The sequence below is a fragment of the Nonlabens sp. genome (genome assembly GCF_018401815.1).
Lineage (GTDB): Bacteria > Bacteroidota > Bacteroidia > Flavobacteriales > Flavobacteriaceae > Nonlabens.
In genome coordinates this window covers 785454-801904 of sequence record NZ_JAGYKG010000001.1, presented here as the reverse complement: position 1 = coordinate 801904, position 16451 = coordinate 785454, and the positions used below count along the sequence as shown (strand labels likewise).

At 37.5% G+C, this 16451-nt stretch carries 13 protein-coding genes; 6 read left to right on the top strand and 7 right to left on the bottom strand.

Annotated features, from left to right (window positions below):
- The first annotated feature begins 134 nt into the window (after positions 1-134).
- From KG732_RS03560 to KG732_RS03550, 3 genes are all read left to right on the top strand, one after another.
- Positions 135-1214 carry a hypothetical protein gene (locus KG732_RS03560; protein ID WP_213520995.1) on the top strand — a complete coding sequence of 360 codons (1080 nt, stop codon included), beginning with the start codon at positions 135-137 and terminating at the stop codon, positions 1212-1214.
- An 11-nt stretch (positions 1215-1225) separates the two neighbouring features.
- Positions 1226-3268: an FG-GAP-like repeat-containing protein gene (locus KG732_RS03555; protein ID WP_213520994.1), complete on the top strand. Its 2043-nt coding sequence runs from the start codon at positions 1226-1228 to the stop codon at positions 3266-3268.
- 188 nt (positions 3269-3456) lie between these two features.
- Entirely contained in the window at positions 3457-3813 is a 357-nt protein-coding gene (locus tag KG732_RS03550; protein ID WP_213520993.1) for a hypothetical protein, read from the top strand.
- Between the two features lie 277 nt (positions 3814-4090).
- On the opposite strand, the gene rpmA is transcribed toward KG732_RS03550, so the two are convergent.
- From rpmA to KG732_RS03535, 3 genes are all read right to left on the bottom strand, one after another.
- A complete protein-coding gene (gene rpmA / locus KG732_RS03545) occupies positions 4091-4354 on the bottom strand; it encodes a 50S ribosomal protein L27 (protein ID WP_101012644.1) in 264 nt (87 codons plus the stop codon).
- 21 nt (positions 4355-4375) lie between these two features.
- Positions 4376-4903 (bottom strand): 50S ribosomal protein L21, encoded by a 528-nt coding sequence (rplU, locus tag KG732_RS03540; RefSeq protein WP_213520992.1) that lies wholly within the window; start codon positions 4901-4903, stop codon positions 4376-4378.
- A 95-nt stretch (positions 4904-4998) separates the two neighbouring features.
- Complete coding sequence (locus KG732_RS03535) at positions 4999-5469, bottom strand: DUF4199 domain-containing protein (protein WP_300980288.1); 471 nt, start codon at positions 5467-5469, stop codon at positions 4999-5001.
- A 171-nt stretch (positions 5470-5640) separates the two neighbouring features.
- On the opposite strand from KG732_RS03535, the gene KG732_RS03530 reads away from it, so the two are divergent.
- Both KG732_RS03530 and KG732_RS03525 read left to right on the top strand, forming a co-directional pair.
- Positions 5641-7362, top strand: a complete 1722-nt coding sequence (locus KG732_RS03530; protein ID WP_213520991.1) for an insulinase family protein — start codon at positions 5641-5643, stop codon at positions 7360-7362.
- An 8-nt stretch (positions 7363-7370) separates the two neighbouring features.
- Entirely contained in the window at positions 7371-9434 is a 2064-nt protein-coding gene (locus KG732_RS03525) for a pitrilysin family protein (protein WP_213520990.1), read from the top strand.
- 112 nt (positions 9435-9546) lie between these two features.
- Here the strand turns inward: KG732_RS03525 and KG732_RS03520 are convergent, their stop codons facing one another.
- The 4 genes from KG732_RS03520 to KG732_RS03505 form a co-directional block, all read right to left on the bottom strand.
- A complete protein-coding gene (locus KG732_RS03520) occupies positions 9547-10062 on the bottom strand; it encodes a DinB family protein (protein ID WP_213520989.1) in 516 nt (171 codons plus the stop codon).
- 71 nt (positions 10063-10133) lie between these two features.
- Entirely contained in the window at positions 10134-10943 is an 810-nt protein-coding gene (locus KG732_RS03515; RefSeq protein ID WP_213520988.1) for an undecaprenyl-diphosphate phosphatase, read from the bottom strand.
- Positions 10944-11252, bottom strand: coding sequence for a DUF3098 domain-containing protein (locus KG732_RS03510; protein ID WP_213520987.1), 309 nt, complete (start codon positions 11250-11252; stop codon positions 10944-10946).
- Between the two features lie 167 nt (positions 11253-11419).
- On the bottom strand, positions 11420-12298 hold the full coding sequence (locus KG732_RS03505; RefSeq protein WP_213520986.1) for an ABC transporter permease: 879 nt from the start codon (positions 12296-12298) through the stop codon (positions 11420-11422).
- Between the two features lie 329 nt (positions 12299-12627).
- Between KG732_RS03505 and KG732_RS13025 the strand changes: the two genes are divergently transcribed.
- The gene (locus KG732_RS13025) at positions 12628-16248 is read left to right on the top strand and encodes a class I tRNA ligase family protein (RefSeq protein WP_300980287.1); all 3621 of its coding nucleotides are present in this window, start codon (positions 12628-12630) and stop codon (positions 16246-16248) included.
- Positions 16249-16451 lie beyond the last annotated feature (203 nt).

Below are 16451 nucleotides of genomic sequence, written 5' to 3'. Positions count from 1 at the left end.
CATTTTATCGGGATTTTTTTAAAGCCTTAAATTTTAGCTGTATGTAAATACAATACCTATGAAATTTCCAAAATAATTGTTTTTGTAAAACTAAACTGGTTTTTTGTTATATTACCACTCCTTAAATCAGTCCAATGCGTTTATCAAAGATTTTATTCTTACTTACGGGTTCTATTTTATTAAGTTATTCTTGTGATAATGACGAGTATTTGCCCATAGAAGAAACAGGCGCCCCTATTATTGTAGATATCGAAAATGTCCCTTATCAAAAATTAAGCGACTATAATTTTTTCAAATCTCCCATGAATTTATTGGAACCAGAAAATGGTGTCCTTGAATATTCATTAATCAATCAGCTCTTTACCGATTATTCCACAAAAAAGCGTTTTGTATGGATGCCTAACGATGTTAAAGCAGTTTATCAAACCGACAATAACTTACTTGACTTCCCACGCGGCACAGTTCTAATTAAAAACTTTTATTATGATAATGTACTACCTGACAGAACCAGACGTATCATAGAAACTAGACTATTATTTAAAAAAACTGCAGGATGGGAATTTGCTGATTATGTATGGAACGATTCTCAAACCGAAGCAACACTAGATTTGAACGGGAGTTTTACGGATATAATTTTCGAGAAGGACGGGGTACAGCGCACTGTAAATTATCGCATTCCTAATTTATTAGAGTGTAGAGTTTGTCATAAAAGTGACGATACATCTATGCCGATAGGGCCAAAACCACAAAATATGAATATGGTGATGAGCTACCAAGATGGTGATATGAACCAGCTTTCAAAATGGCAAGAGGTAGGCTATCTAGAGGAAACTAGTGCTACTGTTGCTGCTTTACCCAACTGGAAGAATCCCAGTATATCTCTCAATGAACGAGTAAGAGGTTATGTAGAAATTAATTGTGCCCATTGTCACAAAGATACGGGTCATTGCTCTTATAGAGATATTAGATTTGATTATACAAGTTCCGGCACTGATGAAAATATAGGAATATGTGAAATTCCTGATGAGGACCTAGGGAATGGGTTAACACATCTTATTAGGCCTGGTATACCTGCAAGATCCACCATATACTATAGATTTAATACTAATAATGAATCGGAAAGAATGCCACTTCTAGGCAGGACAGTTAAGGACGAAGAGGCTTTGGAATTGATAGAAGACTGGATAAATTCCATAAATACCAACTGTAATTAAATCAAACAAAAATGAAACAACCCTACTTTATTTGCCTTTTTGCTATTTTAAGCACTTTTCTACTTAATGCACAAAACGGTGATAGCTGCTTAAATGCCATACCTGTAACAAATACAATCTACACTGCAGGCGCAATCAATGGGAATCAAACGACTACTATATGTACAACAAGTACAACAAATGTAGCTAATAATGCAGAATGGTATGTGTATACTGCCGCGGCAAATTTTACCGTAAATATCACCTCCGACCTATCGCAGAATTCTGGGACAGATACTCGATTACATGTATATTCTGGAACTTGTGGATCGTTATCTTGTGTAACAGGAAATGATGATATTTCCGGAAACAACTTTGCATCTACAGTTTCCTTTGTAGCCACAGCTGGAGAAAGTTATTATTTAGCTTGGGACAATAGATGGAGTAGTTCTGGTTTTGATTTTCAAATAAGTGTTAGTCCGCCCACGCTGCCTTCAGCTTTTGCTTTTACAATTTCAAACTTATCTACTGTAGGAGATAATAGAGCAACGGTGGACATGAATGGTGATGGACTAGACGATACAGTAAGTATTAGCAGCAATAATATTTCTATTAACTACCAGACCTCCACTGGTTTTAATAATGTAAATGTGCCGACAACGAGTGCTTCAAATTTGCCGTTTTGGAGTCTGGCTGCTGCAGATTATGATAGGAATGGATTTACAGATCTCCTTTACGGAGGAGGAAGCGGAGTTACATTTATGAAAGCTAATGGGAATGGGACAGCTTATACTCAGATTTCAGGTTCAGAATATGTGTTTTCCCAAAGATCTAATTTTGTTGATATCAACAATGATGGCCATTTAGATGCTTTTGTTTGTCACGATGTGGCACCTAATGTGTACTATATTAATGACGGTAGTGGAACCCTTAACTTTTATCAAGGTGCTGATTCGGGTGGAGTGCCAAGTGGTCTTGGAATCGTATCTAACGGCGGTAATTATGGAACGGTATGGGTTGATTATGATAATGACAGAGATATGGATCTTTTTATCGCTAAGTGCCGCGGGGGTAGTACTAATGCAAAAATAAATGAACTGCATCGCAACAATGGTGATGGAACCTTTACAAACGTGGCGGCAATGCCAGGGGTTAATCTTGCAGATCCTATACAAACATGGTCCACCGCTTGGGCAGATTATGATAACGATGGTGATATGGACGTTTTTATAGGTGCAAGTAGTTTTTCTGATGGAGGTCATAAAATGATGCAGAATAATGGAGATGGCACATTTACGGACATAACCGCGACTATGGGTCCAGATATTAGTTCTTTAGGAACAGATATAGAAAATGTACCTGCAGATTTTAATAATGATGGTTACATCGATATTCTTACCAATGGAAATATTATGGGAAATAATGGAGACGGTACTTTTACTAGATATACCAGTAGCATTCCAGCAAATGGAGCAATAGGCGATTTAAATAATGATGGTTATCTAGATGTGTTTAACGCTAATAATCTCCATCTCAACAATGGAGGGGTCAATAATTATCTTAAAATTAGATTAGTAGGCACGCAAAGTAATATTAATGGAATAGGTGCGCGTATTGAGGTGAACAGTGCCTCAATAGGATCTCAAATCAGAGAAATAAGAAGTGGAGAAGGTTTTAGGTATATGGGATCGTTAAATGCTCATTTTGGAATGGGAACCGATAATATCGCAGATATTTCAATTTACTGGCCATCTGGAGCCATCTCTATCGTTAATGCACAAAGTGTTAATGATCTATTGACCATTACAGAACCTAATAGCACTGTAGGTATATCAGATTCTCAGGATCATTCAGTTTTAATTTATCCCAACCCTGTGGGAAGTACTCTCAATTTAAAATTGCCTTCATTCCATGAACATATTCTTTATTCAGTATTTGATGTCAATGGCAAACGTGTGTTAAATTCTAAACTGTCATCAACAACAATTAATGTTGAGGCTCTAAAAAAAGGATTGTATTTTATACGACTGGTAGATAAAAAAGTAATACTAGTAGAGAAATTTTTAAAGGAATAGATTATTCTTTTTTATTAAGGCACTAGTTAAATCGTTGAACAATTTGGATGGACTTGTATATCTTATATCTGGACCATCTATATGCTTACAAAAGTTAATTATTAGTGATATTTTATTCATTACAAGTTCAAAGAGCTATTAGAATAAAGAAACTTTATATTCGTTTATTTAAAGAGAATTCGTACACCATGAAGTATTTTATTTATTTTATTGCGCTATCAGGATTAGTTGCATCTTGTACAACAGATTTTCCTAAAAGAGAAGTGGTTACACAACATCTCAACGGCTTTATTCAAGGAGGCAATGCAGCCGGCGTTTATGGCAAGGCAGGACTTAAAATTACGGGAGATTCCATCAAAATGAAAGACTGGCCTATCTCTAGATTGGTCAGCAGCCTTAATCAACTAAGGGACACTTCTATAGTTGACCAGACGAGCTTTACGGAGGTTTATACTATTCAAATAGCAAATACAGGCGAGCTAGAAGAGGGAGCTTTCTGTGACTCCCTCATAGTGGAACTAGGAAGAGCAGGTCTGGCTAAGTAACTCGATGTAAATAATCTTGTAGTTAGGCCACCATAATTTAACTGATATATGCTAACTGCCAAAAAGCATAGGGATGGGTAGCATAAAGGGTAGGTCAGTTAATTTTCTCTAAATCAAAGACCTTTAAAGTGATATGTTTTTGGCGATCTTCGACTTTAAACAGTGCTAAGGAAAAGACAATTCAGGTAAACAGTTGTTTTTTTTAAAATTTTGGCAACAAAAAATCTCAAACCGAGTCAATCGATTTGAGATTTTATATGTTAAAAAGAAGCAGTCCTTAAGCCTCAGCTACAGGAACTATAGATACATACGATCTATCGTTTCTTTTCTTAGTAAACTTCACGAGTCCGTCTACTCTTGCGTGTAATGTAAAGTCCTTACCAGCATATACGTTTTCACCTGGGTGGTGAGTCATACCGCGCTGACGGATTAAGATGTTTCCTGCTATTGCAGCTTGTCCACCAAAAATCTTAACACCTAAGCGTTTTGATTCTGATTCTCTTCCGTTTTTCGAACTACCTACTCCTTTCTTATGAGCCATCTTGTTCTAATTTTTAGGTTATTATTTACTGAGTAATTCGATAAGTTCAGCTTTTTTCAATGCTGAATATCCTTCAAGTCCTCTATTCTTTGCCATTTCTTTAAGCTCTGCAACAGTGTTGCCGCTTAAATCTGTAGCGCTATTTTCTGATTTTGCTTTAGGAGCATCTTGAGTTTTAGCTACAGGCTTTTCCTCTTTTGCAGGAGTCGCTTTCTTAACCTCAGATTTCTTTCCACCGGAAGTAGAAATTGTAGAAATTTGAATTTGAGTTAAATACTGGCGATGGCCGTTTTTCTTACGGTATCCTTTTCTTCGTTTTTTCTTAAAAACGATTACTTTGTCACCTTTAAGGTGACCCAGAACTTTTGCTTCAGCAAATGCTCCTTCTATAGCTGGGGCGCCGAGTGTGATGTTGTCACCATTTCCTAAAAGAAGAACTTTATCGATGTGGATCGATGCACCTTCTTCTTCTTGTAAACGATGTACAAACAACTTTTGATCTTTCTCGATCTTGAATTGTTGCCCTGCTATCTCTACGATTGCGTACATAATTGTTGATTAATGTGATTAATTTCGGGCTGCAAATATACTTCTATTAGCTTAACTACCAAAGTTATCAACAAATTATAAGCTATTATTTTAAATTATAGGTCAAGAGGCTTTTGTTTGCCTCGTGTTTCTTTAGTGTTCCAAGACTTTTCATAGATGGGTAAAATAAGTAAAGGAGTCACTACGGATGTAGCAAATCCAGATAAAAGGATAAATATCAATAAAGCAAACTCTATATCAGTTCCAGCAGTGGAAATTTGTTTTTTTAATTCTTGTGCTAATTCTAGATCAATTTCAAAAAGATAAATGGCCATAAAAACTGTAAATATTAGGGTTGCCACAAATCCCGATTTGATGCCAGCAACAAACCCTTCAAAATATTCAAATTCATCTTTGTTTCTATGGATATCTCGTATAACTAAGAAAATCCCAATACCGACAATAATCGCGTTAAAGAAGCTCAAGTAACTTTGTGTTGCCAACCCAAAACTATTAATGATAAGAAAATAGGCAATGAGCGCAAAGCCCATCAATACAGAGTACTTTGTGGTGGATAGATTTTTCATAATTCTTGTTTACTTCTAAAGTTCGGTTAAATAAACAGGAATAACTGCTATTTTGATTTTAATTTAACGCTGTTACTTATTTAAAGCATTATTTTAGAGAACTCGTGTTACTTTATGTAACGTTTCAAACGGATAAGACACTAACGCTATAAGTAAACATAAAACTATCAAATGAAAAAAAATATTTTAAGTTTTGCGGTCGCTTTTGCAGCGGCAGCAGGTTTTGCTCAGGAGGTAACCTATACCGAGTATGATCTAGATAATGGGCTTCACGTTATTTTACATCAAGAAAATGGTGCGCCAGTAGTCACTACAGGTGTTATGTATCAAGTTGGAGCTAAAGATGAAGAACCAGGCAGAACTGGTTTTGCACACTTCTTTGAACACCTTCTTTTTGAAGGCACGGAGAATATAGAAAGAGGTAAATGGTTTGATATTGTTTCTGCAAATGGGGGGAGTAATAATGCCAATACAACTCAGGACAGAACATATTACTATGAAACTTTTCCTTCTAACAATTTAGAAATAGGATTGTGGATGGAAAGTGAACGCATGCTTCACCCTAAGATAGAACAGGTAGGGGTAGACACTCAAAATGAAGTAGTAAAAGAAGAAAAACGCCAGCGTATTGATAATGCACCATACGGGGCTATAATTTACAGAACTGGAATTGATAAGCACTTATTTAAAAAACACCCTTACGGCCAGAGTGTCATAGGTTCTATGGAAGATTTAAATGCTGCTGAGCTGTCCGAATTTCAATCTTTTAATGACAAATACTACAATCCCAACAATGCTACTTTAGTAGTTGCTGGTGATATTGATATTGATAAAACTAAGAAAATGATCGAAGATTATTTTGGCCCTATCGAGAATAAAGCACCTAGAAATAAGCGCGCCATAATCGTTGAAGAGCCTATTACCTCGACTCGTTATGCTACAGAATACGATGCTAATATTCAGATTCCTGTTAAAATATTTTCCTATGTGACTCCTAAGTCCGTAGAAAGAGATGCTTATGTTATCGATTATATTTCTGCAGTTCTTACTGGAGGAGCAAGTTCTAGAATGCAAAAAAGAATGGTAGATGAAGAGCAAATAGCACTTCAAGTATTGGCATTCGGTCAGTCTAACCAAGATTACGGTACTTATACCATGGGAGCCCTAGCTAAAGGCGATGTGGGGCTTAGTAAACTAGCTGAGGTGATGGATGAAGAAATTGTAAAACTCCAAACAGAACTCATTTCTGAAAGAGAGTATCAAAAACTTCAAAATCAGTTTGAAGCTCAGTATGTGAGTTCCAATTCACGTGTAGAAGGAATTGCGGCTTCATTAGCACGTTACCACATGTTGATGGGAGATACCAGCATGATCAATAAAGAGCTGGATGTATATAGAAGCATTACTCGTGAGGATATCAAAAGAGTAGCAAACCAATATCTGATGCCGAATCAAAGATTAGAGCTAGATTACCTAGCAGGAACGGCTCCTACTGAAGAAGAAATGAAAGAAGTAGTGGAAGACGTAAAAGTGGTTGATAACAAACTACAAATCAATACCATCTACTTTGACAATGACAAAGCCGTGATTACTGAAAGCGCTGGTAAAGAGTTAGATCGCATTGTAACTATGATGATTAAAAATGAGTCTATGGAAATTCTTGCAGAAACTTACACGGACATCAGAGGAAGTGACTCTTACAACAAAGCTTTATCCCAGAGACGTGCCGATGCGGTAAGAGGTTATCTGCTTGCAAAAGGAATTTCTGCTAACAGAGTTAAAGCCGTGGGTCGTGGAGAAGAAAATCCCGTAATAGATTGTGAAAGTAAAAAATGTACTACTGAAGAATTTGAGCAATCTAGAAGAACCGAATTTACTATCACCAAAAAATAATTATTAAAATGAAAAAGCAACTTATATTATTAATGGTACTGTTCCTTACTGGAATTACTGCTATTGCACAAATAGATAGATCGGTAATACCTGCTTCAGGTCCTACTCCAGAAATTAACTTGGGTAAACCCTACACCTTTGAATTAAAGAATGGCCTTCAAGTTCTTATAGTAACTGATAAAAAGTTACCTACCATAACGATGAACCTAGATTTGAACAACCCTCCTATTTTTGAGGGAGATAAATCTGGTGTGCAGTCTTTAACGGGTTCTTTGATCGGAAAGGGTTCTACAAAAACTCCTAAAGAAGAATTCAATGAGAAAGTAGACTTTCTAGGGGCTAATATTTTTGTAGGAGTAGGTGGCGGTTTTGCCGGAGGTCTTTCAAAATATAAAAATGAAATATTTGACCTTTTTGCTGAAGCAGCCTTCCAACCTAATTTTACACAAAAGGAATTGGATTTTGAAAAATCTCAAGCAATTGAAGGATTAAAAACAGGCGAAAATAGTGCCGCTGCCATTGCTGATAAAGTGCGTGGGGCTCTGGTATACGGGAAAAATCATCCAGCTGGAGAGTTTGCTACAGAAGAAACCATCAACAGTGTTACTCTAGAAGATGTTAAGAAGTTTTATACGGATTACTTTAAGCCGTCTAACGGCTACTTAGTTATTACGGGCGATATCGAGGATAAGGAAGCCAAAAAACTGGTAAAAAAATATTTTGGTGATTGGGAAAAAGGAACTGCTCCAGAGCCTGTTCTTCCAGAGCTTTCTGATGTAAGCGAAACTCAAATCAACTTGATTGATGTGCCTAACGCAGTACAAACGGAGCTTGCTGTATTGAGCCTTTCTGAATTAAAAATGAGTGATCCAGATTATTATGCTGTTCTTGTAGCTAACTATGTGTTCGGTGGTTCTTTCGGGTCTTACTTAAATATGAATTTGCGTGAAGAAAACGGATATACTTATGGAGCGCGTTCTAATATTGGAACGGGTAGAAACTATAAAGGAACCTTCTCTGCTAGTGCAAAGGTCCGTAACGAGGTAACTGATAGTGCTGTTGTAGAAACCTTTAAAGAACTGAATAGAATAAGAGATGAATACGTAGAAGATGAAATGCTTGCAACGGCAAAAGCAAAATACCTAGGAAATTTCATCATGCAATCTGAAGATAAAGCAGTTGTTGCCAGTCGCGCTATTACTATTGAAAAGAATGACTTAGATAAGGATTTCTACAAAAACTTTATTGCAAACATTGATAAGGTAACTAAGGAAGATGTAAAGCGTGTGGCAAATAAGTATTTAAACCCAGACAACTTGCGTATTGTATTAGTAGGAAAAGCAAGAGATATACTGGAACCATTAGAAAAAATGACTTTGAATGGTAAAACAGTACCTATTAAATTCTACGATAAGAACGCAAACGAGACAGAACGTCCATCTACCATTGAGATTCCTGCGGGCTTAACAGCAAAAACGGTACTAGATGACTATATCGAGGCCTTAGGAGGTAAAGACGCTGTAGCAGCTTTGAACTCTACTTCTTATTTTGCGGTTTATACGGCGCCTATGGGAGAGTTAATTCTTGACGTAAAACGTGCTAAAGGAAACAAGTGGAACCAAACCATTAAAATGGGAGGTAACACTGTTGCAAAGCAAACTTATACAGACGGTAAAGCTATGGTAAGTGGTATGGGCGGTAGTCAGGAACTTACTGGAGAAGATGCTCAGCCAGCGGTAGAAGAAGCTATGTTTTTCCCTGAGCTGTATACTCCAGAAAAAGCAACTTTAGCTGGTGCTGAGATGATGGGTGATAACCAAGTTTATGTGATCAAGTGGTCCGATAGTAAGAAGACTTTTTACGATGTAAAAACAGGACTTATGCTAGGTCAAGAGTCTAAGGTGAAAGCACAAGGTCAGGAAGTAAGTAGTATGATTAAGTACAGCGACTATGAAGAAACCAGCGGTGTAAAATTCCCGATGACCATCACCCAACAAATGATGGGTAGAGACTTGGCGTTTAAAGTTCAAAAAGTAGAAGTGAACACGGTTAAAGACGCAGACTTCGAATAATCGACTGGAATAGATCTGTATTCCGCTTTCGCGAAAGCGGGAGCATACTCGTTGTAATAACTAAAACGGCTTCTAGAAATAGAAGCCGTTTTTTATTTGATAAAAGTGAAGATCACCAACCGCTATAACTAGGAGGAGTGACTTCTTTAAGGTTGAGATAAACCAGCAATTGACCTCGATGATGGGTTACATGATCTTGTAGCAAATTCATGATCTGTAATTTTGATTTGGGACCTGCAAAGAATCGAACACTTTCTCTTAATTCTGTTTCTGAGCAGGTCTCAACATCTTTGTATGCAGTGTCAAAAGTCTTATGTAGTAAGGCTATAATTTTGGTTTTGTCCAATTCAGAGTCATTCTGCTGATCACCAGTTTCTTCAGATTTTGAGAAATAGGTTTGATCCAGCCAGTTGATGTTTCCCTGAATGTGAAGCAACTGCTGTTTAAAAGATCTTTGTCTTTGTGTAGGTTTAAAGTCGTAATACTCTTCTGGCATTGCTTCAGCTACAGCGATGAGGTAATCACGGGAATTGTTCCACTTCTCCAAGAAGGCACCTTTAAAAGTATGCTGCTGAGCTATAGAAATTGAGCTTATAAATAAAGCGAGGAGTAGAAGTGATTTTTGCATACCAAATGTTTGAACAGTTAAAGGTAACAAGAAAATCAGCAGTCTTACTTGTAGAGATTAGGATGCAGATTCTAAGAATTCACTACTCCAGCAATTATCGCAACAACTCCTACTACAAAACAGTAGTAAGAAAAATAATGAAGCTTGGCTTTACGCACTAAGGATATCATCCAAGTACAAGCCAATAAACCAACAATAAAAGCAGCAAAAAACCCTACAATTAATGGCATAGTAGAGACAGATTCGATCACCGCTTCCCCTTTAATAATTTCCAAAAGGTCCTTTGCGATTTTTCCAAAAATTAGTGGAACGACCATTAAAAAAGAGAAACGAGCCGCTTGTGCTCTGTCATTTCCTAAAAGGACAGAGGTAGAAATAGTGGCCCCACTTCTAGATATTCCCGGTAATATGGCAATGGCTTGAGACACTCCTATCATGAGCGCATCTGTCCAGCTGACCCCTTTTTCAGTTCTTTTGGCTCTACCAGCTAGAAACAACAACAACCCCGTAATGATCAGCATAAAACCCACAAGAATAATCTGACCTTCAAATAGTTTTTCCAATTCCTTTTCAAAAAGCAATCCAATAATAACCGCAGGAACCATGGACAAGGCGATTTTAAAAGTAAACTGAGTTTCCTCGTTCCATTTAAAGGAAAAAAGACCTTTAAATAGAGCTACAATGTCCTTTCTAAAAATGATCATCGTACTCAATGCAGTAGCAAAATGAACGACTACTGTAAAGAGTAAATTTTCCTCTTTATTACCGATATCTGTTCCTAGCACTGCTTTTCCTAGCTCGATATGTCCACTGGAAGAGACGGGTAAAAATTCGGTTAATCCTTGAACAACTCCTAATACGAATGCGTCAAAAATTTCCATCTACTTTTTATCTGGGTTTAACAGGATGGCATACATTTCAATCCCAAAACCTGTCAAAACAAGCATAGGGGCAAGCCTTATACGTCTCCATGAAAAAATAGCTTCGTTAAAAACAGCAGGATCTTCTGTGCCGCCACCTGCCATAAGAGCAAAGCCTAATGCGATAACTGCCAAACCGATAAGCATCCATACATAATTTTTCTTTTTGAATATAAATTCAAAATGAGGCTTTATGTTTTCTTCAATAGCAGGTTTTGCCTCAGTGCTTGTTGTATTAGTTTGCGATTTTTTTATTCTTCCTTGTTTCATTTCTTATATTTTTAGTTTCCATTCCCCAACCCTAAAGGGGGAGAAACAAATTGCTTTCTTTGTTATTTCTTACCCAATTTAGAATTGGCTAGAACTTTTCTTGATACCTGTTACTTGGAAGTTATATCTTTTTTCAGTTTTCGATTTCGAGTTCAAGTTCGAATTCATTAGTAATATAACTGGTCTGTTCTCAGATTTAAATAACGAGTGGTTGCAAAAAAGGTGCTGATTAAACTTATTAAAATCCCAAAAACTAAAACACCTACAAATAGTATCGCAAGCATTTGATAGTTTTTAAGTATCTCTAATTCTGGCACAAAACCGTCGGCATAATAGACCACTACGGCTAGTAATCCTAAGGCGAGCAGGGCTGCAATTAGTCCCAGTTTAATACTGGTTAGTATAAAAGGCTTGCGTATAAAACCTTTGGTGGCGCCTACCATTTGCATGGTTTTTATGGTAAAACGTTTGGCATAAACGCTTAATCTTATAGAGCTATTGATAAGTAAAAAAGCAATAAGAATAAATATTCCAGAGACAATGAGCATCCAGAAAGAGATGCGTTTTACGTTTTCGTTAAGTAAAGAAACCAGTGGCTTATCATAACTCACTTCTTGAACATAATTTTTTGCTGCTAGATCATCAGCGATTTGCTGTATTTCTGTTGCGGTAACAAATTTTGCATTCAATCGCACGTCTATGGAATTAGGAATCGGATTAAAGCCATCTAGTTTGGCTACAAAATCTTCTCCTAGATCTTCTTTAGTGCGTTGAGCACCTTCTTCACTGCTTACAAAAACAGCGTTTTTAGTATAATCGGCCATTTGTAGCGTTTTCTCTAGCTGGCGCATTTCTACTTCCTTAGCGGTATCTTTAAAATAAATGGACATGGGCACCTGCTCACGGAAGTAATCGGCTAGTTTCTGGCTGTTGAGCAAGAAAAAGCCTTGTAGACCCAACATAAAAAGAACTAAAAATAAGCTGATCACTACCCAAAAATAGGAGCTGAACAAACGACGCTTTTGATAACTGGACGGTGAAGACATAAATTTTACGACTACGTGAATTGAGTTACAAAAATAACAAAGTAACACACCTAGAACGAGTTCCAGACAGATATTTTAATTCACAAACGTACCACAATACTTTTTAGTCTGCTTTTGATATAAAAAGCATTTAGAAAGGCAGGTATAATGGGCTTATTCAAACACCTGATCTGGCTTTTTGACTTTTGGCTGAGTCGAGATTTACTTAGGAATAATGCACAGGTAGCGTATATAAGGAACTTTCCAAAAGCCTTTTACTGTACTACAAGCATATTAACAACCACAAATAGCCTGCGCTTTAGTATTTTTGCGCCTTAGAAGAAGAAACTATGTTACTCTACGATCACAAAGCAATAGAAGCAAAATGGCAAAAGCATTGGGCGACTTATAAGACCTTTAAAGCGGTAAATAATTCAGATCAGCCTAAATTCTACGCACTTGATATGTTTCCATACCCTAGCGGTGCTGGTTTACATGTAGGTCATCCATTAGGTTATATCGCTAGTGATATTGTCTCCCGTTACAAGCGTCATAAAGGTTTTAATGTATTGCACCCTATGGGTTATGATAGTTTTGGATTGCCAGCAGAGCAATATGCGATTCAGACCGGTCAGCACCCTGCCGAAACTACAAAAACTAATATAGAGGGTGGAATAGATAAATCTGGAAATAAGATTGCAGGCTACCGCAAGCAGATGGATCGCATTGGTTTTAGTTTTGATTGGGATCGTGAGTTAAGAACTTCTTCACCAGATTATTACAAGTACACTCAAGAGATTTTTATCCTGTTATTTGACAGCTGGTATGATAAAGATGCCGATAAAGCTAGGTTGATAAGCGAGTTGGAATCTCGCTTTCGCGAAAGCGGAACCAACAACATCAACGCTGCCACAGACGAGGACTTGAGAGAGTTCACAGCTGCAGAGTGGAACGCCTTTACAGACCAAGAACAACAAGAAGTATTGCTCGATTATCGATTGACCTTTCTTGCCAATACAGAAGTTAATTGGTGTCCTGCATTGGGAACCGTACTGGCAAATGACGAAATTGTCAATGGTGTTTCTGAACGTGGTGGGCACCCTGTGGTGCGCAAAAAAATGCGACAGTGGATGATGCGCATCAGTGCATTTGCAGAGCGTTTATTGAATGATCTTGAAGGACTGGATTGGTCAGAATCTATTAAGGAAATACAGAGAAACTGGATAGGAAAATCTGTTGGGGCGATGGTATCCTTTCCATTAGAATCTAAGCATAATGAAAACTTTTCCCTTTGGGGAAATGCCGCAGGTAATGGGGCAAAAATTGACGTGTTTACCACCCGACCAGATACGATCTATGGAGTAACTTTTATGACGCTCGCGCCAGAGCATGAACTTGTAGATATCATTACGACCCCTGCGCAAAAACAGGCGATAGAAACTTATAAAAAAGCAACCGCAGCACGTTCAGAAAGAGAACGCATGGCCGATGTGAAGACCATAAGCGGGGTATTTACTGGTGCTTATGCTACCCACCCATTAAGTGGGGAGGCCGTACCGGTTTGGATAGGAGATTATGTGCTGGCAGGTTATGGAACAGGAGCTGTAATGGCGGTACCATGTGGCGATGAGCGTGATCATGCCTTTGCTGCCTATTTTGAAGGTCAAGAAGGAATGCCTGCCATCAAAAATATATTTGACGGTATAGATATCTCTGAAGAAGCCTATACCCCTAAGGATAAAACCCCTATTTGCAATAGTGATTTCTTAAACGGAATGAGCTACAAGTCTGGAGCCATGGCTGCGGCGATTGAAAAGCTAGAAGAAATAGGTGCTGGAAAAGGGAAAACCAATTACCGATTGCGTGATGCCGTATTTTCTAGACAGCGTTATTGGGGAGAGCCCTTTCCGGTATACTATAAAGACGGCTTGCCACAAATGATAGACCCCAAGCATTTGCCTGTAGAGTTGCCAGAGGTGGACGAATACTTACCAACAGAAGATGGTGCGCCGCCTTTGGGTCGTGCGACACACTGGCATTGGGATGAAAAGAATAATTGTGTGGTGGCCAACCCATCCCTAACCCTTCCCAAAGGGAAGGGAATTTCAGAAAAAACAAGTTTTTCTGACGGGAAAAGTAAAGACCTTCCCTCTGTTAAGGATTTAAGAAGGGAGAGCAATGCAACTCCAGGTTATTTTACGGCAAAACGAGAAATTGCATCCACTTTATTACAGCTTGCACAAGAAATGCGTAAAAACCCAACCGAAGCAGAAGCTGTGCTTTGGAAAGAGTTAAAAGGTAAAAAAACAGGTTTTAAATTTACACAACAGCATCCTATTGATGAATTTATTCCAGATTTTGTATGTCTTTCACGTAAGTTGATTGTTGAGTTAGATGGTAAGTATCATGAATTTCAAGTTGATAAAGATGACCAACGAACTTTAAAATTGGAGCAAAAATTTGGATATAAAGTCATCAGGTTTACAAATGAAGAGGTAATAAATGACACAAAAGCTGTTCTTTTGAAAATCTCTGAAGAGGTAAATCAACGACCAGAGTTCTTTAAAAATGAAGATGAAGTCCTTCCCTCAGGGAAGGATTTAGGATGGGATCAACATATATATCCTCTAGAACTCAACACCATGCCAGGTTGGGCAGGAAGTTCTTGGTACATGTTCAGATATATGGATGCCAATAATGAAAACGAAATGTTTTCCAAAGAAGCACAAGAATACTGGGAAAATGTAGACCTCTATATAGGAGGAAGTGAGCATGCGACCGGACACTTGTTGTACAGTAGGTTTTGGGTAAAATTATTACACGATCTAGGAAAGGTTACCGTAAATGAACCTTTTAAAAAGATGATCAATCAAGGGATGATCCTTGGTGAGAGTGCTTTTGTTTACATGATTAAACCAAAACTTATCGATTTCGAAAATAAAGTAAAAATAGATTTAAATCCGCCTACAATAATTGTAAATGAGAAAATTGCAAAAGAATTATTTGGCTCAAATGTGTTAAAAAATCTACATCCTGATGTTATAAAAGATTTTGAAAGGCAATACAATTTATCGTTAGCTTATAATAAGCACCATGAAAAATTTGAATTGTGCTATGAAATATTAAAATCTGGAAATATCCCAATAAGTAATGTTGTAAATGGTGAGATTAGAACCGAGTTTCTAAAAGATTATTATACAACTAAAAACTTCCACTATTTTTTGGATGACTCTGGTTTGAAAAAAATTAACGAATTGAAATCAATTCCCCTTTTCTTTGAGCCTGAAAAAATGTCCAAGTCCAAGTACAATGTGGTGAGTCCAGACGACATTTGTGAGCAATATGGCGCAGATACCTTGAGGTTGTATGAGATGTTTTTAGGACCACTAGAACAAGCCAAGCCTTGGAATACTGCAGGAATTACCGGAGTATATGGGTTTATAAAAAAACTGTGGAAGCTGTATCATAACGATGTTGGGTTTTCAGTAAGTGATGAGAAAGCTTCCCCAGACAGTATGAAGACTTTGCATAAAACCATCAAGAAAGTACAAGATGATATTGAGAACTTCTCTTTCAATACTAGTGTGAGTAGTTTTATGATTGCCGTAAACGAATTGACCGCTCAAAAATGTACCAGTCGTGAAGTGCTTGAGCCGCTAGCGATATTGGTTTCGCCGTACGCACCTCATATTGCTGAGGAATTATGGTCCTTATTAGGGCGTCATGAATCTATAAGCGATGCTCCTTTCCCAGTATTTGAAGAAGAGTATTTGGTAGAGAGCAATAAGACTTATCCGATCTCCTTTAACGGGAAGATGAAATTCACCCTAAATTTGCCAGCAGCTATTTCTAAAGACGAGTTGGAGAAGATGGTACTTGCTAATGAGAAAGTGCAAGAGCAATTAGAAGGAAAGCAATTACGCAAAACGATTGTCGTACCAGGTAAGATTGTAAATTTTGTGGTGGGATAATTTGTTGAGTATTTTTATAAAACTAAAGAGAGCTTTATCAGCTCTCTTTTTTGTTTTGGGTCTAGCTTTTGTCTCTCTTACCAGTGAGTTATCGACTCCAGCAAAAGAATTATTGGTATTAACAAAACTATAAATAACGTATAGGTGCGAAAGCTTTTTAAAACCTTTGCAACAAAGTGGTTGTGAGGTATCTTTGCGCTCCA